General features: G+C 60.7%; 11 protein-coding genes. 5 read left to right on the forward strand and 6 right to left on the reverse strand.

Translation table 11 applies throughout. The features are described 5' to 3' along the window. The first annotated feature begins 26 nt into the window (after positions 1-26). Positions 27-1,280, forward strand: a complete 1,254-nt coding sequence (locus ACP7B0_RS19745; RefSeq protein ID WP_426143291.1) for an MFS transporter — start codon at positions 27-29, stop codon at positions 1,278-1,280. 99 nt (positions 1,281-1,379) lie between these two features. Here ACP7B0_RS19745 and ACP7B0_RS19750 read toward each other — a convergent pair whose 3' ends face one another. From ACP7B0_RS19750 to ACP7B0_RS19760, 3 genes are read right to left on the reverse strand one after another with little or no spacing between them, the layout of a single operon-like run. After that, positions 1,380-2,606 (reverse strand): c-type cytochrome, encoded by a 1,227-nt coding sequence (locus tag ACP7B0_RS19750; protein WP_426143292.1) that lies wholly within the window; start codon positions 2,604-2,606, stop codon positions 1,380-1,382. Between the two features lie 11 nt (positions 2,607-2,617). After that, positions 2,618-4,813: a molybdopterin cofactor-binding domain-containing protein gene (locus ACP7B0_RS19755; protein ID WP_426143293.1), complete on the reverse strand. Its 2,196-nt coding sequence runs from the start codon at positions 4,811-4,813 to the stop codon at positions 2,618-2,620. An 11-nt stretch (positions 4,814-4,824) separates the two neighbouring features. Beyond that, on the reverse strand, positions 4,825-5,277 hold the full coding sequence (locus tag ACP7B0_RS19760) for a (2Fe-2S)-binding protein (RefSeq protein WP_426143294.1): 453 nt from the start codon (positions 5,275-5,277) through the stop codon (positions 4,825-4,827). A gap of 526 nt (positions 5,278-5,803) precedes the next feature. On the opposite strand from ACP7B0_RS19760, the gene ACP7B0_RS19765 reads away from it, so the two are divergent. The 4 genes from ACP7B0_RS19765 (at position 5,804) to ACP7B0_RS19780 (ending at position 10,303) form a co-directional block, all read left to right on the forward strand. Beyond that, positions 5,804-6,655 (forward strand): sugar phosphate isomerase/epimerase family protein, encoded by an 852-nt coding sequence (locus ACP7B0_RS19765; protein ID WP_426143295.1) that lies wholly within the window; start codon positions 5,804-5,806, stop codon positions 6,653-6,655. Positions 6,656-6,670: 15 nt separating this feature from the next. Further along, the gene (locus ACP7B0_RS19770) at positions 6,671-7,753 is read left to right on the forward strand and encodes an isopenicillin N synthase family dioxygenase (protein WP_426143297.1); all 1,083 of its coding nucleotides are present in this window, start codon (positions 6,671-6,673) and stop codon (positions 7,751-7,753) included. Between the two features lie 85 nt (positions 7,754-7,838). Further along, the gene (locus ACP7B0_RS19775) at positions 7,839-8,642 is read left to right on the forward strand and encodes an ABC transporter substrate-binding protein (RefSeq protein WP_426143314.1); all 804 of its coding nucleotides are present in this window, start codon (positions 7,839-7,841) and stop codon (positions 8,640-8,642) included. 143 nt (positions 8,643-8,785) lie between these two features. Next, positions 8,786-10,303 carry an amino acid ABC transporter permease/ATP-binding protein gene (locus tag ACP7B0_RS19780; protein WP_426143298.1) on the forward strand — a complete coding sequence of 506 codons (1,518 nt, stop codon included), beginning with the start codon at positions 8,786-8,788 and terminating at the stop codon, positions 10,301-10,303. Positions 10,304-10,589: 286 nt separating this feature from the next. On the opposite strand, the gene recD is transcribed toward ACP7B0_RS19780, so the two are convergent. The 3 genes from recD to recC are packed head-to-tail and all read right to left on the reverse strand — an operon-like array spanning position 10,590 to position 19,869. Next, entirely contained in the window at positions 10,590-12,683 is a 2,094-nt protein-coding gene (gene recD / locus ACP7B0_RS19785; RefSeq protein ID WP_426143299.1) for an exodeoxyribonuclease V subunit alpha, read from the reverse strand. After that, entirely contained in the window at positions 12,680-16,387 is a 3,708-nt protein-coding gene (gene recB, locus ACP7B0_RS19790; protein WP_426143300.1) for an exodeoxyribonuclease V subunit beta, read from the reverse strand. The genes recD and recB overlap by 4 nt, the downstream gene beginning before the upstream one ends. Further along, on the reverse strand, positions 16,384-19,869 hold the full coding sequence (recC, locus tag ACP7B0_RS19795) for an exodeoxyribonuclease V subunit gamma (protein ID WP_426143301.1): 3,486 nt from the start codon (positions 19,867-19,869) through the stop codon (positions 16,384-16,386). The genes recB and recC overlap by 4 nt, the downstream gene beginning before the upstream one ends. Positions 19,870-20,091 lie beyond the last annotated feature (222 nt).

Genomic DNA, 20,091 nt, shown 5'->3' on the forward strand with positions numbered 1-20,091 from the left:
CCGCATTCACAGGAAAGGAGTCAACGATGCTTCAAACACCTTTTTTTGGCCGCAAGGTCGTGGCGGCGGCGTTCGTGCTGGCCATGTTTGGCTGGGGGATCGGTTTTTATGGGCCGCCGATCTTCATGTACGCGGTCATCGAGCGCACCGGCTGGAGCGTGCAGCTCTGCTCGGCGGCGGTCACTGTGCATTTCCTTGCGGGCACTCTCGTGGTGGTGAACCTGCCACGGCTGTACCGTCTTGTGGGCGTGGCGCGAATCACTGTCTCGGGCGCGCTGCTGTTAAGTGTCGGCGTGTATGGCTGGTCCATTGCAACCCAGCCTTATCAGCTGTTCATTGCCGCCATGTTGAGTGGATTTGGCTGGGTGACACTGGGCGCGGCGGCGGTCAATTCGATCATCGCGCCCTGGTATGTGGTCAAACGCCCCGCTGCACTGGCAATGGCCTATAACGGCGCCAGTATGGGCGGAGTGGTGTTTTCATCGGTCTGGGTGGCGCTGATCAGCGCTATGGGGTTCAGCCATGCCGCGCTGATGGTCGGGGCGCTGTCGGTGGTCGTCATCGGGGCTTTGTCGCTGTGGGTCTTTCGCTACACGCCGGACCAACGGGGACAGTTTCCCGACGGTTCCAGCGCCGCCGCGCCCGCGCCGAGCGTTGTGATGCCCAAGGCCAGCGTCAGGCTGTGGGGCAATCGGCAGTTCATGACCCTGGCGGCGGGCATGTCACTGGGGTTGTTCGCGCAGATCGGCTTGATCGCTCATTTATTCCTGCTGCTGACGGCGCAGCTTGACGCACAGCAGGCTGGCCTGGCCATGGGCGTGGCCACCGCCAGTGCGATCGTGGGGCGAACGCTCGTAGGTTGGTTGATGCCGATAAACGCCAATCGCCGCACTGTGGCATGCCTGAGTTACGGGGTGCAGTTGCTCGGCAGTGTCGTCCTGATCGGTGCAGGGGATTATCCGGCGCTGGTTTGGGTGGGCGTCGCTTTATTTGGCGCAGGCATCGGCAATGCGACATCGCTGCCGCCGTTGATCGCGCAAACCGAGTTTGCCCAGCAACAGACCCAACGCGTGGTGGCCTTGATCGTGGCCATTGCCCAAGGCTGCTACGCCTTTGCGCCTGCGGTGTTTGGCGCAGTGTTCACGATGACCAACGGAGCGCAATCGGGAACACGGCTGTTTGTGCTGGCGGCAGTGCTCGAGGTATTGGCGATTGTGCTATTTGCGTTGGGTGGCAAGGCGCGGATCGCAAGAGCGCCCGTTTTAGATGAGGTGTTGTAGGACCGGCTTCAGCCGGGAGGAAGCCGGGACATTCGCACCGGCTGAGTCGTCAGAACTTTTGTCCTCCTGGCTAAAGCCAGTCCTACACACGGGTTGCCATCAATGCAGCGAACTTGCCCGCCCTTTCGCCACATCCTCTGCTTTGACCTCGCCATTGCTCTGCCCGAAACGGCGCAGAACGAAGGTGCTGACCGCCGCGAGCTCAGTGTCGTTGTAGGCTCGAGCGAAGTCGGGCATGCGCTGATCGACACGTCGTGCGCCTTGGCTGTGACCGCCCAGTAGCGTGGCCATCAGGTTGGTGCCCGCCGGGTCGTTGACCGTCTTCAAGCCCGCCAACGTGGCGACGGGGGATTGGTTGCCGGTGCCGTCCAGGCGGTGACATGCGACGCACGAGTCCGTGAAGATCTTGTGCCCCAGGCCTTTGTCAGCCTGATCGTTGATCGCCGCCATTGGCCGTGGGATACCTTCGCTGCGCGCTGGCGTGGACTTCAGGTACACCGCGATCGCGTTCAGGTCGGCCGGCGTGAGAAAGCGCAGGCTGTGTTCAACGGCATCGGCCATCGGGCCACCCGCGCCACCGTAACCCGGCGCATAACCCTGGGACAGGTAACTGACCAGCGCTTCCTGCGGCCAGGCGCCGATGCCGTGTTGGGTATCGGAACTGATGTTGTAGGCGCGCCAGTTGCCCAGTTCACCACCGGCCAGTGATTTGCCGGAGCTCATGGCCTGGAAGACATTGCGCGGGGTGTGGCATTCACCGCAGTGTCCCGGGCCTTGCACCAGGTACGCGCCGCGATTCCATTCTGCCGATTGCTGGCTGTCCGGTACGAAGCGCTCGTTATCGGCGAACACGGCGTTCCAGAAGAACATGCCCCAGCGCTGGTTGAACGGGAACGACAAGTCGTTTTCCGGCGGTTTCTGGCTGACCGGCTCAAGGCTGAACAGGTAGGCCTTGATCGCCAGAATGTCTTCACGCGGCATCAAGGTGTAGGACGTGTACGGGAACGCCGGGTAGTAATGCTTGCCGTCCTTGCCGACACCTTTTTGCAAGGCGCTGACGAACTCGTCATCGGTCCAGTTGCCGATCCCGGTTTCTTTGTCGGGCGTGATGTTGGGCGAGTAGAGCGTGCCGATTGGCAGCTTGAATTCCAGGCCGCCCGCATACGGCTTGCCGCCGGGCGTCACGTGGCAGGCCACGCAGTCGGCCGCGCGGGTCAGGTATTGGCCTTTTTCGATCAGGGCCTGATCGGCTGCGGGTTGTGCAGCCTGGGCCGCCAGCCCGAAGCCTGCACCCAGCAGGGCGAGCGCATAGTTAAACACTTTCATAACGGCGCTCCTTAAACAGTGAAATAGCCGAAACGGCTCAGTGGAAGACGACGCTCACGCACGTTCGAAGCGGCGTACAACGCGTTGACCAATGCGGCGGCAGCCGGTACAGCGCCGGTCTCCCCGACTCCGCCAGGGCTTTCGGTGCTCGGCATCAAGTGCACTTGCACGGAGGGCGCGTCGCTCATGCGGATCTGTCGATAAGCGTGGAAGTTGGTTTGCACCACCTGCCCCTTCTCGATGAGGATCTCGTTGAACAGCGCGGCGGACAGCCCGAACAGCGTGCCGCCTTCCATCTGCGAAGCCACTGAAGTGGGGTTGTTGACGAAGCCGCAGTCGACGACGGTGATCAGCCGCTTGATGCGCATGCCTTTGTCGCCCTGCATTTCCAGCTCGACCACGGTGGCAACGAAGCTGCCAAACACGGCGCTCACGGCAACACCACGGCCTTGACCGGCTGGCAGCGGCGTTTTCCAGTCAGCCAGTTCCGCCGCTTTTTTCAGCACGGCCTGGGCCCGTGGCTGGTCTTGCATCAGGCTCAAGCGGTACGCCACCGGATCGACCTTGGCGTTGTGCGCCAGTTCGTCGATGAAAGATTCCACCGCATACGTACTGCGCAACGGCCCTACGCCGCGCCACCAGGAAACCGGGATGACGTCCGGGTCCTGCCGGATGTAGCGCACTTGCAGATCGGCCAGCTTGTAGACCGGATCAATGGCCACTTCCACGGCATCGCCATCGACGCCGTTTTCAGGCAGCTTGCCGATGTACGCGGCCATGACCGAAGCGCCGGCAATGCGATGTTCCCAGCCCACCGGACGCAGGTCCTTGTCCAGCGCCGCGTTCAGGCGGTCGACGTAATGCGGGCGATAGCGGTCGTGGGTCATGTCCTCTTCCCGGCTCCAGATCAGCTTGATCGGGTAGCTCAGTTGGCGGGCAATGTCCACGGCCTGAAAAATGAAGTCTGACTCCAGCCGACGACCAAAGCCGCCACCGATCAACTGGTTGTGGATAACCACTTTATCCACAGGCATACCGCACACTTTCGCCGCGCCCATCTGGGCAAAGGTCGGCGCCTGGCAACCCACCCACAGCTCACATATGTCCGGGCGCACGTGAGCCACGCAGGTCATGGGCTCCAGCGGCGAGTGGGACAGGAACGGCTGCTCATAGACGGCTTCGAAATGACTCGACGCGTTTTTCAGCGCGGCGCCGATATCGCCGGTCTGCTTGGCGAATACGCCGTCTTTGGAGCTGGCGTCGAGCAGGGCTTTGTCCAGCTGGGCAGAGTTGACCGCCGCGTGCGGGCCCAGGTCCCAGTCGATTTCCAGCGCCTTGAGCGCTTGCTGGCACGACCAGAAGTTGGTCGCAGTGACTGCAACCGCGTTGTCCAGACGCACCACATCGCGCACGCCCGGCACCTTGCGCGCCGCGTCTTCGTTTTTCACGCCACGCAGCTTGCCGCCAAACACCGGACAGGTCAGCGTCGACGCGATGAGCATGTCGGGGATTTTCAAGTCGATGGTGAACTGCGCCGAGCCATTGACCTTGTGCGGCGTGTCCAGCCGTTGTGCCGGTGTGCCCAACAGTTTGAAGTCAGCCATGGCCTTGAGCGGCACATCGGTGGGCAATGGCAGAGCCGAAGCCGCTTGCACCAGGTCGCCATAAGCGGCTGTCTGGCCGTTCGGGCCGATGACCTGACCGTTTTCGGCACGGCATTGGCTCGGCGCGACCTTCCAGCGAATCGCTGCGGCCTGAACCAGCAACACCCGAGCGCTGGCGCCAGCACTGCGCAGCGGTTCCCAGGCGTAACGGGTGGACGAAGAACCGCCCGTGGCCTGGAACTGCAACACATTGTCGGTGTAGAGCGCAGCGTTGGGCGGCGCTTCTTCGATGCTGACCTGGCTCAGCGGCACTTCCAGTTCTTCAGCCACCATCATGGCAATACCGGTCTGGACGCCCTGGCCCATCTCGATTTTTGGCGAGATGACGGTGACATGCCCGTCACGGCCCACGCGCACGAACGCCCCAAAACCCGCTGAGGCCCCGTCACCGAGCCGTCCGGCACTGACCGCTTCGGCGGCGAAGCTGCGATTGGCCATCGGCGGCAGCCAAGTACTGATCACCAGCCCGCCCAAAGACAGCGCGCCACCCTTGAGCAGCCCGCGACGCGAGACCGTCGAGGCAGATCCTTTTACATCTGACATGGTGACTTCCTTCAGGCTTGGCTGACGCTTTTGATGGCGGCACGAATACGCGTATACGTCGCACAACGGCACAGATTACCGGCCATGGCCGTGGTGATCTGTTCATCATTGGCATCCGGATGCGCCTGCAGAAGTGCCACGGCAGACATGATCTGGCCGGGCTGGCAGTAACCGCATTGCACGACTTCATGGGCCAGCCAGGCCTTCTGCACTTCCTGACCTACAGGCAACTCACCCACGGCTTCGATGGTCGTGACCTTGCGCCCGGCGACGGCACTCACCGGCAGCACGCAGGAACGCACCGCCTGGCCATCCAGATGAACCGTGCAAACGCCGCACTGGGCAATGCCGCAGCCATATTTGGTGCCGGTCAGACCCACGACATCGCGCAGGACCCAGAGCAGCGGCATGTCGGGATCGACATCCAGCTCATGTTCCTGACCATTGATCAGTAGTTTTTGCATCACAAAGCCTCTGGCATTCATCACGGTTAACCGCTGATGCGTCGCCTGGGCAACGCTGGTCCACAGCGGTTTCGGTTCTATTCGTTGGCTCCTCGGGGCGTTGCCGGGGACGCTTTATAAACAGCACGACCATCGGGGCCGGAGCGGATCCGGTCCAATGAACGGTAAAAAGATAGGCTGAGGGCTAATAGTACTCTTGTGCCACCAACTGACGGAATGCCTATAAGTCCGGCATTTGAATCGATTCAGCCCGTGGGGCCGCGCGCGTGGCTTTCCGGCTTGCCCGTCAATAGTCGCTCCTCTGACTTTTCGGCCCGCGATTAGTTTAGAAATTTCTGAACTATGGATTTGAGCTTTCCTATTCTTTGTCTGCGTGATGCCCCCCTAAGATCACCCTCATTGAGACCGCTCCAAAGAGACCGGCCCGCCGATTACGCTTCCCTTCGCTACTGCCCGCTGTTCTTTACTCCGACCATCGCCATGGCCGGGTTGCGTCAGTCGCGTGTGTAATCGTTGAGGTCGTTTGATGAAACTGGATATTTTCCGCACGCTTTGGGGCTACAGCGCCAGCAAAGGCCAGGCGCTGGAGGAGTTGCTCAAGGCTGGCTTCGACGGCATGGAAGCCCGTCTGCCGCTGGGCGCTGCCGAGCGTGCCGAGTTCGCCGCGTTCCTGCGGGCCAACCGCGTGGGGTACATCAGCACCGTCTTCACGGCCTACGATGTGCTGCCGGAGCAGTCGGCCAGCGTTGCCGAACACTTGGCGGATCTGGACAAGAAACTGGGCTGGGCGGGCGAGTTGACGCCGCGCTTCGTCAACGTGCTGGCTGGCAACGACCGCTGGCCAATGCCGCAGCAAGTGGACTTCTTCGGGCAGGCGCTGGAACTGGCGCGCAAGCATGACCAGGTGTGTTCCTTTGAAACCCACCGCTCTCGCTCGCTGTTCAATCCCTGGATCACCCTGGAGCTGATTCGCCAACTGCCCGACTTGTTGTTCACCAGTGATATCAGCCACTGGGTCGTCACGTGCGAGCGCCTGCTCAACGATCCGGAAGACGACCTCAGCGCGTTCATCGAGCGGGTGCATCACATTCAGGCACGAGTCGGTTACGACCAGGGCCCGCAAGTGCCTCACCCCGCCGCGCCGGAATATTCAAAAGAGCTGGCCTTCCATCAGCAGCACTGGGAAGCCATCTGGCGCTCGCAGCAGGCGCGGGGCTATCAGGTCAGCACGCTGACCCCGGAGTTCGGTGCCGACGGTTATCTGCATCACCTGCCCTTCACCAACGTTCCAGTGGCGGATCTGTGGTCGCTGAACGTGTGGATGGGCCAGACCGAACGTGAACACTTCGAAAAATTCACCCATTCGACCCGTCGTTAAAGGAGCGTCTTCGTCATGCCTGATCACACTCACGCCGGGGTGGCCTCGGTCGCGGCCAACTTCAGCAGCATCCCGGTCGTAGACATCGCCGGTCTGTTCAGCACCGATCTGGCGCAGCGCCAGGCCGTGGCCGATGAACTCGGCGCGGCAGCACGGGAGGTTGGCTTCCTCTACATCAAGAATCACGGCATCGAGCAGCGGCTGATTGACGATTTGCGTCAGGCGGCCAAGGACCTGTTCGCTCAGCCCATCGACTACAAGATGCAGCATTACATCGGCACCTCCCGCAGCCATAAAGGCTTCGTCCCGGAAGGGGAAGAGGTGTATGCCAAAGGCAAGCCCGATCACAAGGAAGCGTTCGACATCGGTTTCGAAGTGGGCGACGACGATCCGCTGGTGATCGCCAGGACGCCGCTGATCGGTGCCAACGAATGGCCGGATCTGCCGGGCTTCAAGCCTTCGGTTCAGGCCTACTACGCCGCTGTTTTTGCCCTGGGTCGTCGCCTGTTCGATGGCTTTGCTTTGGCGCTGGGTCTGGAGGAGGGATATTTCGATGCCATGGTTACCCGCCCACCTTCAAAGCTGCGCCTGATTCACTACCCCTTTGACGACGCCGCCCAGGACGCGCCCGGCATTGGTGCGCACACCGACTACGAGTGCTTCACGATCTTGCTGGCCGACAAACCGGGCCTAGAAGTGATGAACGATCAGGGCCAATGGATCGACGCACCGCCCATTGAAGACGCGTTCGTGGTGAACATTGGCGACATGCTGGAAGTGATGACCGCTGGTACGTTCGTTGCAACCGCACACCGGGTCAGAACCGTCAGCGAGGAGCGTTACTCGTTCCCGCTGTTCTACGCCTGCGACTTTCACACCCAGATCAAGCCGCTGCCGCAGTTTTCCGAAAAAGGCGACACGCAGGATGGCCAGGGTTACGAACCGATCACCATTGGCGAACACATGTTCGGCCAAGCCCTGCAAACCTACTCCTACCTGCGCAGGAAAGTAGAGAGCGGCGAACTCAAGCTGTATGAAAAAGCCCGCAAGCCTTCGAGTTTCGGCCATTTGAAGCATCAGAAAACGGAGCCTTCCTGATGCCCCTGAAGCCCTGTGACGCATGACTGAATCACCTGATTTCAACCCAACCGTGCCCTACCTTTCCACCTCGGAGTCACCGACGATGCGCAATAAAAAGAACCTCGCTGTCCGCTTGACCGTGCTGGCCGCCGCCGTGCTCGGCGCGACCCTGGCACACGCCGCGACCACCGGGACGCCGGGCGTGTTCAAAGTCGGTATGGAGATCACCTATCCGCCATTCGAATCCTATGACGAGAAGAAAAACGTCGTCGGCTCCGACCCCGAGCTGGCGCGCATGCTCGCCAAGCACATGGACCTCAAGGCAGATTTCGTCGACACCAAGTTTTCCAGCCTGATCCTGAGCCTTAACGCCGGGCACTACGACGCCATCATTTCCGGTATGTACATCACCCCGGAACGCCAGACTCAGGCGCAGACCATTGCCTATGCCAAAACCGGCGCGGCGATCATGGTTCTCAAAGACAGCCCGATCAAACCCAAAGTGCCGGAAGACCTTTGCGGCCTGAAAGTCGGCCTGGAAAAAGGCACCACCTGGGTGGCCCAGTTCAACAAGCTGTCGACTGATTACTGCGTGCCCAACAACAAGGGCGCGATCTCGGTCAGCGAATTCCCGTCCGCGCCGGAAGTCACTCAGGCGCTGTTGTCTGGCAACGTTCAGGCCCAGGTGGAAATCGATGGTGCTGCCGGGATGATCGCCGAACGCACCAAAGGCCGTGTCGTGGTCAGCACCGAACATTCGATCTATCAGCAAACTCTGGGCATCTACGTGAAGAAGGGCAACGAAGCACTGTATCAGGCGCTGCTCAAGGCCTTCGATGAAACCAAAAAATCCGGTGAATACGCGGCACTGCTGAAGAAGTACAACCTGGAAGAACCGGGCAACTGATCCACCGCATTAAACGCCTCAGACAGTAGAAGCGCGCCTGCTCGGGACCGGGCCTATCAGACGATGACCTATCGTCTGCTCAACCCCGTCTCGGGCACGCGCGCTTCCATGCAATGACGCGTACCCGAACGCTTGAGGTGTACATGCAATTCGAATGGTCCTACTTTTTTTCTCTGTTTTCGGTACCGGACTTCTGGGAGTCCTGTGTCACCGTGATCCAGCTCAGCGCCCTTGCCTGGTTCATCGGCATGCTGCTGGGTTTCCTGCTGGCATCGGCCAAGTTGTCGACGTCACGCTGGGTACGCGTTCCCGCGTCGATTTATATCTGGTTCTTTCGCAGCGTCCCGCTGTTGGTGTTGGTGGTCTTCGTCTACAACCTGCCGCAGATGTTTCCGTTTACCCGTAGCGTGCTGTCCAACCCGTTTTATTCCGGCCTGTTCGCATTGGTCGTGACGGAAGCGGCGTACATGGCGGAGATCCATCGCGGTGGCCTGATCTCCGTGGCCAAGGGCCAGAAGGAAGCGGGTCGTGCGCTGGGTGTGGGTTTCATCGGTTTGCAGCGCTTGATCGTGATCCCGCAAGCCTTTCGGATTTCCCTGCCAACGCTGATCAACGAATACATCACCGTGGTCAAACTGACCTCCCTCGTCTCGGTGATTTCCCTGACCGAGCTGCTTACGGTTGGCCAGCGCCTGTACGCACAAAACTTTCTGGTCATGGAAACCCTGTCCGCAGTGGCGGTGTATTACGTGCTGATCGTCACGGTGTTCGGCTGGCTGTTCAGTTGGCTGGAACGGCACCTGGAATTGAATAACCGCAAGCCGCAAACCCTGGACGATGCCAGCCTGACCCGGCTGCGCTCAAGCCTTGCATCGCCGTCCCTGCGAGCATCCGAAGCCAACGCCACGGGCGCTGCGCCTGCCCTGCAACTGCGCGGCATTCATAAAAGCTACGGGCATCATGAAGTGCTCAAGGGCATCGATCTGGAAGTGATCAGCGGCCAGGTGATTTCAATTATTGGCCCGTCCGGCTCCGGCAAGACGTCGTTGATTCGCACGGTCAATGGCCTGGAAAGCATCGACAAGGGCGAGATCATCCTGTTCGGCGAAAGCTTCATTCACGCCGGTGACAAAGCGAATAACCCACAGATCCGACGCGGCGTGCAGCGCATCGGCATGGTGTTCCAGAACTTCAACCTGTTCCCGCACCGGACGATTCTCGACAACGTCACGCTCGCGCCGCGTTATCACGGTCGGGACGCCACCGTGAGCGAACAGCGCGCCTACGCGCTGCTGGATAAAGTCGGCCTGCTGGCCCATGCGCACAAGTACCCGCATCAGCTGTCAGGCGGCCAGCAACAGCGCGTGGCCATTGCTCGCGCCCTGGCGATGGACCCGGACATCATGCTGTTCGACGAACCCACCTCGGCGCTGGACCCGGAACTGGTGGGCGACGTGCTGAAGGTGATCAGCGACCTGGCCAAAGAGGGCATGACCATGCTGATCGTGACCCATGAAATGGACTTCGCCCTGTCCATCTCCGACCGGGTGATCTTCATGGAAAACGGCGTAATCCAGGCCGACGCCGGCCCGAAAACCCTGCGCGCCGGTCAGGCCGGGGAGCGAGTCGTGCAATTTATGGGGTTGGCCAGTCAACACTGAAATCGTGTGACCGGCTTCAGCCGGGAAGGCTGGACGGTGGCCGGACGTGAGATGCCGTGCCACGCGGGAGCATCATTGATCGGCTAAACGCCGCCACATTCTGTAGGAGCGAGCTTGCTCGCGATTGGGTGGGGCAGTCGGAACCACTTCGACTGACGCGACGCAATCGCGAGCAATGTGGATCGCCACCCCGGTAGCTACAGGTCATGCAGCACACCCGGACACTGCGCAGTCACACTGAGCTGCGCCCCAAAAGTTAGACACCTATCCAGACTCGGGGCTGTTTCTACAGCTCCAGCATTAACCCACTCAAGCGTTTCACCTTGCGCCGCAAGGCTTCTTCGAACACCCCCTGACGCGGTTCGATCAGGCTGAACCAGTGTTTGGCGCGGGTGATGCCGGTGTAGACCAGTTCTTTGGTCAGCACCGGGTTCAACGCCTCGGGCAGGATCAGCGCCGTGTGGGCGAATTCCGAGCCTTGGGATTTGTGTACCGTCATGGCGTACACCGTTTCCACATCATTGAGCCGACTGGGCAAAACGAACCGCACCCCATCGCTGCCATCGTTACGCGGGAAGGCCACGCGCAACACGTGGTGGCTCGCCTCAACACCGTCGCGCTCCGGTAAACGCAAGGCGATGCCGATGTCGCCATTCATCAGCCCCAATCCATAATCATTGCGGGTCATCAAGACCGGGCGGCCTTCGTACCAATGCTGGTCGCTTTCGATCAACCCCGCGCTGAACAGCGCGCTGGTGATGCGCCGATTCAAACCCTCAACGCCCCAAGAACCTTTGCGCACTGCACACAACAACTGGAAGGCATCAAACGCCTCCAGCACCGAGCGCGCCCAACGGCTCCAGCATTCATCCTCCAGGGCGGCATCCAGCGGCGGACGCTGATCGGCCATCACGCCCAGATAATGCCGGTAACCCTGCGGGCCTTCGCTGCCGTGGCCGTCGAGCAACAGGCGCTCCAGGGCATGATCCTGCTCACCCTTGAGGGCAAGGGCGAACAAATCGTTGTGGCTGCGGGCGGCCAACAAGGCCCGCGCCGCTTCGACCTGCTGCTGATTCACCAAGCGGGATAACTGCCCGATGCCGCTGCCCTGCCCGAAGCGCCGGGAATGCCGCAACATCACCACTTGCTGGGCCAGCGGATGCTGCTGCGCGTCCCCTTGCTGCAAGCCGCTTTTGTTCAGGTCTTCGCCGCTGATTGTTTCCAGCCAGGCCTGGGTTTGCGGGCTGTAGAAACCTTTTTCCGCATCCCGACACAAATCCCCCAGCACCGCGCCGGCTTCCACGGAGGCCAGTTGGTCCTTGTCACCGAGCAAGACCATGCGCGCATGGGTCGGCAAGGCGTCAAGCAAATTGGCCATCATTTCCAGATCGATCATCGACGCTTCGTCGACCACCAGCACGTCCAGCGGCAACGGATTGCCCGCGTGGTGGCGGAAATGTCGGGTGCCCGGTCGGCTGCCCAACAGCCGGTGAACCGTGGTCACTTCACTGGGGATTTTCTGTCGCACGTCTTCGCTGACATCCAGCGTCTGCACTTGCTGGCTGATGGACTCGGTCAAGCGTGCCGCTGCCTTGCCGGTGGGCGCGGCCAGACGAATGCGCAGCGGTTGACCCGCTTGCACGGCAGGAGCCTGAAGGAGTGCCAACAGACGCACCACCGTGGTGGTCTTGCCGGTACCGGGGCCGCCGGTGATGATGCTGAACGCACCGCGAGTTGCCAGCGCGCACGCCAGCTTCTGCCAGTCGATCAACGCATCCGGTGCTGTATTCGCCGGGCCGAACAATCCATCCAGACGTTGCGCCAGATCCGCAGGCGCCACGTCCTGTTGCGCCAGTCGTTGCCGCAACGCCCTGTCGATGCGTCGCTCGTAAGTCCAGTAGCGACGCAGATACAGCCGCCGATCAGACAACACCAATGGCCGACGTTGGGCACTTTCACTCCCGTCATCGCCCCGCGCCACCAGCGCGCTGCCCAGCAACGCCTGGCACCAGGCCTCGCCCTCCAGCGCAACCAACAGCTGGGACGGCAGCAACATCGGACCGTCCTGCGCATCACCTTCCGGTGGCAGCGAGAGCGCGAAGTCCGGCTCTTTCAGGGTTTCATACAGGTCCAGGCAGACATGCCCGTGGCCCAACTGGTGACTGGTCAATGCGGCGGCCAGCAGCACTCGCGAATCCGCCGCCGGATCCAGCTCACTGAGGAACGCCACGAACGCCTTGTCCAGCGCTCGCAGCCAGCCGCGCTCAACCCAGCGTTCCAGCAAGAGCAGCAAATCGCTGACGCGAGTCAACGGCGCGAGGTCAGCCAGGCTCTGAGCATCCAGTGGCGTCGGCAACAGTTCAGCAAATGAACGGCTCATGCGAAGTCTCCCGTCAGGGCAAATTCCGGTGTTGATGATTTGCCCTGGAACAGCAGATCCAGACTCTCGATCAGCTCCCGTGGCGGCCGGGTGAAATACGCGCCCTGGCTGACGGAATGGTTGCCGCGCAGGAACAGATAAAGCGCGCCGCCCATGTGCCGGTCGTAGTCGTAATCGGCCAGCCGCGCCTTGAGCTGGCGATGCAGGGCGAGCAGATAAAGGACATATTGCAGGTCATAGCGGTTGTCGAGAATCGAGGCGACCATCGCGTCCTGGGTGTAGGCGTGGTCATCGACGCCAAGCCAGTTGGACTTGTAATCCGCAACGTAGAAACGACCTTCGTGTTCAAAGGTCAAGTCGATGAAGCCCTTGAACATACCGTTGAGCGAGACCGTTTCCGCCGCCGCACGTGGCGCGTTGCCGTGGGTGTGAAGTCGCACGAGACTGTCCATTCGTGCCACATCGACCTTGTGGCAGGCGAACCAGAATTCCATCTCGATGCGGTACTGATTGGGTTGATCCATCGCTGCCAGGGAGATGGGCGAACCCGTTCCGGCAAGAGGCAGCGGCATGTTCAGCACGTGTTGCAGCCAGCCGGTGAGCGTCCCGATCCAGCCTTTCCAGCCTCGTCGATTGCAACGTCGTGCGACGGCATCTTCCAGCAGCCGTGGATTATTGGCCACCCCGGCAAAACCTTCGTTACCCGCCCACTCCAGCAAACCGTGCAAGAAGGTACCGGGGTTGGGACCACGGGGGAAACGGTGAATATCACCGCCGCTGACCAGCACCTCTCGAGGTGCATCGGGATCGAGTCGCTCATCATCGAACAGCTTTTGCGCTTGCGGACTGTCGGGGGATTCGTCGCCGTTTGTGGTAATCGTGTCGCCGATTCGCAAGGCGCTGTAGGAGGCAATCCACCAGTTCTCGGCGGCGCGGCGCTTGGGCATACGCGGCTGGAGCAACGTGGCTGTACTACGCGGCGAACTGAACGTTTCCGTGGTCGGCGCGGGCATGTTCTCGACATTCAACCCGGCACACCCTTCGCCCAGATCCCGCAACCATTGGCTCAGGCCAGCGGATTCCTTGAGCGGCACCCCGCCGCCCAACAGATAACCCAGTGCCGAACGGTGCACTGTCGAGCTGTTGGCGTTGCCTCGTTTCAAATCCGCGACGCCCAGCCAGCACGCCGACTCTGCACGGGTCAGGGCAACATAGAGCAAGCGCAAATCTTCAGCCAGACGCTCATTGTCGGACTGCTCGATCAGCGCCGCCGTTGGCTTCAAGCTTATCTGCGCCCGGCCGTGTTCGTCGTGAAAATGCAGCGGCAGTCGGCTGCCATCCACGGGTTTGGAGGAGCAAATGAACGGCAGAAATACCAACGGATACTGCAAGCCCTTGGACTTGTGGATGGTCACGACTTTGACCAATTGCTCGTCACTTTCCAGACGCAGGATCTGCTCTTCACCGGCCTGACCGGACAACGCCAGATGCTCGCCCAGATGACGAATCAGCGCCTGCTCGCCATCCAGTTCAGCGGCGGCCTGTTGCAGCAACTCAGACAGATGCAACAGGTTGGTCAGCACCCGTTCGCCGTCACTGCGCGTTATCAATGTCTGGGGCAACTGGAAGTCATGCAGCAAGCGTCGCAACATCGGCAACACGCCCTGAGTGCGCCAGATCAGGTGATAGCCCCGAAACTGCATGACGCGTGCTTCCCAGGCCAGTTCGTCCTGATTCAGACGCTCCAGCTCGGTCAGCGGCAGGTCCAGGGTGATGCAGGCCAGGGCCGCCCGCAATGTGCGCTCGGAATCCGGCTCGGCACAGGCCTTGAGCCAGCTCAACAGATCGTGGGCTTCCTGAGCGGCGAACACCGAATCCTTGTCGGACAGGTAAACACTGCGCACGCCTCGGGCCGACAGCTCATTACGTACGGCCTGCGCTTCCTTACCGTCACGCACCAGAATCGCGATATCGGCCGGTTTCAAGCCGCGCAGGTCATGGCCCGGCGAGGCAAACCCGGCACGGCCTTGCTGGCCGCCATTGAGCAGACGCACGATTTCACTGGCGCAACTGGCGGCCAACTGCTGCCGATAGACCACGCCGGAAATCGGCTGCTCGCTGGGCAGTTGCCAGACATTCAGCGCAGGCAAAGCGGTGCCGTCCACCTCCAGGGTCTCCTTGCGCCCTTGGGAGCGCGCCGCAATAAACGGCACAGGATTGGTGTCGCCCTGACGAAACAGAAAAGCGCCGCGACCTTCAGGACGCTGTTCGGCGCGCCTGAAAACGTGGTTGACCGCGTCGACCATCCCATGGCTTGAGCGATAGTTGGTGTCCAGCGTATGCCAGCGCCCGGTGGTAGCTTGCCGTGCGCGCAGGTAGGTGTAGATGTCGGCGCCGCGGAAGGCATAGATCGCCTGCTTTGGGTCGCCGATCAGGAACAACCCGGTTTCCCGGTCATTTTCTTCCAGTCGGTAGATGCTTTCGAAAATTCGATACTGAACCGGATCGGTGTCCTGGAATTCGTCGATCAACGCCACCGGAAACTGCTCGCGAATCAAGGTTGCCAGGCGCTCGCCACCGGAGCCCTGCAAGGCCGCGTCAAGACGCAGCAGCATGTCGTCGAAGCCCATTTCTGCGCGACGACGCTTCTCTTCTTCGAAGCGAATGCCAACCCAATACGCCGCGTGTTCTAGGACTGCGGCATCTGGCGTAGGCAGCGTGTCGAGGGCGACCTTCAGCTCAACCATAGCCTCGAAGGCCGGGTGCGAAGGCGGATTGCTCTTCCATGCCTCGGCTATTCCGTCCGGCGTGAGTCGGGTAAATCCGGTGCCCAGGTCCAGGTCTTCCTGATCTTCGTCTGCAGCCCAGGCCTTGAGTTTTTCAAACCAGGGCTTGAAGTAGCGCTCCTGCATCTTGCGCCCGTCGACCACTTTGCAGGCCACGCCGTCGATGCAGATGACATGCAGTTCGTTGGCCCATTCAGTCCACGGCGCTTTAAGCGCTCTCAATGCCTCCCGACGCTGCTGCAACGTGGCGTTGATCAGCTCAGCGGGTTCTTGGCCGGGCGGGTTCCGCTCGGTCCCAAACAGTGAGCGCACACGAGGCAACAGCGCCGCTGGCCCGCCCCAGTGGCCACGCACCCACTTCAGCGCGTCGCCACTCATGGGGTAGCAAAAACGCCGCCAGTAATCGCGCAGCACTTCGCTCAGCAAATCGGTGTGGTCGGTTTCCAGCGTCTGGGTAAACAGGCTGCCGCTGTCGAATGCGTGTTCGCGCAGCATGCGCTGGCACCAGCTGTGAATGGTCGAAACCGCCGCCTCGTCCATCCATTGCGCCGCGATATCCAGACGACTGGCGCAGGCCTGCCATTGCTCGCCGGGAAACTGATCCCGCAACTCGGCGATCAGTTCATCAGGTGCCGCAATCTCGTCACGGAAGAACCGAGCGGCCTCCGCCAAGCGAATGCGAATGCGGTCGCGCAACTCTTTGGTGGCGGCGTCGGTGAACGTCACGACGAGAATCTGCGGCGGCAACAATTCGCGGCCGAAACCCGCCTCCTCCCCGCCATGCCCCAGGACCAGACGCACATAGAGCGCGGAAATCGTAAAGGTCTTGCCGGTACCCGCACTGGCTTCGATCAACTGGCTGCCACGGAGCGGAAAGCGTAAGGCCAGGGATGCGGTTTGCTCTGGATTGACAGTCATGCGCTGGCCTCCTCACTGGACAGAGATTGCCACGGGGCATCGAAGATCGGCTTGTAAAGTGAGTGGCACCATCCGGTGAATGCCCCGCTGTCGAGCAGCGCATTGAAGTCCGGGAATTGCCGAGCCAAGGCAGTGCTTTCGCGACGCTCACCGTCGGTGGTCTGGCCGTCACCTTCATAGGCTTTACGGGCCATGGCTTCGGCTTTGACTTCATCGTTTTGACCAAGCCAGGCAAAAGCGGCTTTCACCGCCACCGGCAGCGGCTTCTGCATGCCGCTTTGCCAGGCGGTGAGCAAGTCATTGAGCGCGGCAGTGGCGGCGCCTTTTTCCAGTGGGGCAAGCAGCAGCGTTTCGTCACTGGCAACCAAGGCTGTACTGAGCGGCAAGCCACAAGCACATGCCACCAGATGCAGGACCCACGGACGAATCAAGCGGTGCCACTTGCGGGTTTTCCTGCCTCCGATGGCGTTGGGAATTGCGCTGACCAGCAGGTATTCACCCCGGTCATTGCCGTGCAATCCGCCCAGCCAGCCTTCCAGGGAAATGCCCTGATGGCTGTAACTCACCGGCAGCGCCCTGCTCAACGGCTCCGGCCACTGGCGCAACAGATCCTCATAACGCTGCAACACATCCGGCAGCGGCTCGATCAACTCTTCCTGCAGGCTGGTGCCGAAACCGGCCATGGGCAACAAGCCGCTGCCCTGAAGTTTTACGGCTTGCGCATGCAACGCTTCGGCGACATTCCCCGGATGAGTCAGCGCAGCATTGAGCAAACTGTCGCTCAGGCCATAACGCTCAAGAGCATCCAGCACGAAAGGTTCTTCGTCAGCGAGGGGCGCGTCAGCGACTTCGAAATAGATTTTCAAACGCTGACTGAAAAAGTGCTTCACCGGATTTCTCAGGAAATCCTGAAGCAGGGCCAGGGTCAGCGGTTCGTCCTGTTCGTGCGGTGCGAGCGCGGCGGGCTGCACCGTTTCAGGATTGAGGGCGTGCAGCACTTGCCATTCCCGGGCATAACTGAAAAAACCGGTGCCCTCATGAAAGTACTGCCCACTGAAGGGTTGCAGGGGATGCTCCTGAGTCAGACTGTGCAACAGTTGCTGGCCCGGATCACGCTTTTTACTGTCCATCGGTTCGAGTGCATCGGCCAGCCTCCAGCCGCTGGCCAGATGATCCCGCAACTGACCGATCAACACCGAAGACGGCCGCTCGCTGTTGTCGCGAATACTGCGACCCACCCAGCTGATATAGAGCTGGTCCCGGGCCGAGAGCAACGCCTCAAGTAGCAGATAGCGGTCATCCTCACGACGCGAACGATCTCCCGGGCGGTAGTCGCTGCCCATCAAGTCGAAGTCCAGCGGCGGTTGCGCCCGGGGATAGTCGCCGTCATTCATGCCCAACAGGCAAACCAGTTTGAAGGGAATGGCTCGCATCGGCATCAGCGTACAGAAGTTTACCGAACCGGCGAGGAAGCGTTGCGACAGCCGGCCCTGATCAAGCCCTGCCAGCCAGGCTTCGCGAACCACCGTCAGCGGCAGTTGATCCAGCAAGCTGACCGCTTCACAGGTTTCCAGCCAGGTTTCCCGCAATTGCTCCAGTTGAGCCAGCAAGTAATCGTCATGTTCGCTATCGGCCAGGAAGAATACCTGCAACAACGCCTGAAGCCGCATACCCCACTCTTGGGGCGTTGCAGGCAGTGACAGTTCGCTATGAGCAACCTGCAACGCATCAATCAAGGCCACCAGCGGGCCTATCAGCGCAGCGTCGAGACCGCCAATTTCATCGTAAGGTTCGATACCGTCGCACGCAGCACCTGCCCCCACGGCATAACCGAGCAACATACGACGCAGGCCGAAATACCAACTGTTCTGCTCCAGCGCATCCGGTAACCCCAACCCGGCACGCTGCGCGGCATTGAGCCCCCAGCGAATGCCTGCCCCTTCGATCCAGCGATGCAGCGTCGGCAGATCCCGTGCCTGGATGTTGAAGCGTGCGCGCAGTGCCGGAACATCCAGCAGATCAAGAATCTCGCTGACCGGGAAACGGCTGTCAGGGATTTTCAACAAGTGTTCGACGGCAATCAGCAAAGGCTCGCGACCGCGCTGGCCTTGGTCCGCCAGCGTGAACGGGATAAAACGAGGGTCGTTGCGCTCAAGCTGGCCGAAGACGGCGCGGATGTGCGGGGCATAGCTGTCGATGTCCGGGACCATGACAATGACGTCACGTGGGCGAAGTCCGGGATGGGTGCTGAACAGGTCAAGCAACTGGTCGTGAAGAATCTCGACTTCCCGTTGCGCGCTATGGGCGACATGGAAACGGATGGAGCAGTCCTCGGATGGAGCGACTGCAGGCCATATTTCACGTGTTTCATCCAGAGGGCGCAGCTCAAGGATGTCATCCTGCAACTGATTGAGCATGTTTTTTCGATCGGCCTCGGTGAACAGGTCGATACGTTCATCTTTAAAGGCAGAACGATAGCTGCCGGGATTGTCGTGACTGTCCAGTAAATTGATGTAGTCACGACCTTGCTTACCCCACGCGGCCAGAAGCGGGTGCGCATGCTGATGCAGGGCTTGCGGATCGAGCACCACCGGCATTCCTGGCTTGCGCGCTTGACGCTTGTATTGGTGCCGCAACAGGTCTTTATCGGCGACGATGTCTGCCCAATGGTGACGACAAGGGTTGTGCACGCACAACAGAACCTGGCTGAACCGAGCCAGTCCAGCCAGCGCTTCCAGTGCCTGCGCGGGCAACGACGAAATGCCGAAAACGATGACCCGGGCGGGTAATCCGGCAGGGGCTTCGTCCATGCCATGAATGCGCTCGATAAAACGCTGATGAACACCGGCGCGACTCTGCGCCATGCCTTCTTCCCCGACATCGACCAGAAGCGCACGCCACAATTCGGCCTGCCAGCAATTCGCGGGGGTCAACGCTTTGGCTTCTCCTCTGCCATTGCGCAACTGGTGCAGACCTCCCGCCCAATCTTCGAGCCAGTCAGCGCGGTACACCTGATACTGGTCGAAAAGATCCGCCAGTCGTTCGGACAATTGGTAGCGCTTGCGTAAATCGGTGTCGGCAGTGAGAAAGCGTCGCAGTGGTTCAAAGTGGGGTTGGTCGATCAAAGCCGGAAGCAGACGCATCAAACGCCAGGTCAGCGGGGCTTTATCCAGCAGCGAGGTAGCAGGAATTTCATCCTTGCCCAGCACCAGACGATAAAGCTGCCACATGAAACTGCCCGGCAACTGGACGTCCACCGCCGCTGCTATACCACAGCCTCCCTGATCGGCATCCTCGGCGTCTTCAGCCAGAGCCAGCTTGAGCCATTGGGCAATCCCGTTGCTTTGCACCAAAGCGATTTCATTTTCCAACGGCGCAAGCGGGTAGCGACGCATCCAGGAAACAACCAGGCCGCGCAGGTCATCCAGGCGGTTACCGTGAACCACCATAAAACCGGCGCTGAGAGAGGTTCTAGCGGACATGGCTGCTTCCTTATGCCTATAAATTCATAGCCCCGGAGTGTACCCGTCGAAGATCATGCGTTGGGCTTTCGATTGTGGAAAGGACTTGAGGATCCAGACTTTTCGAGCGGACAAACAAAACCCCTGAACGCGTAAGCGATCAGGGGTTCTGGAATTGAATCTTGACGATGACCTACTCTCACATGGGGAAACCCCACACTACCATCGGCGATGCATCGTTTC

The organism is Pseudomonas sp. DWP3-1-2 (assembly GCF_049896285.1).
GTDB lineage: Bacteria > Pseudomonadota > Gammaproteobacteria > Pseudomonadales > Pseudomonadaceae > Aquipseudomonas.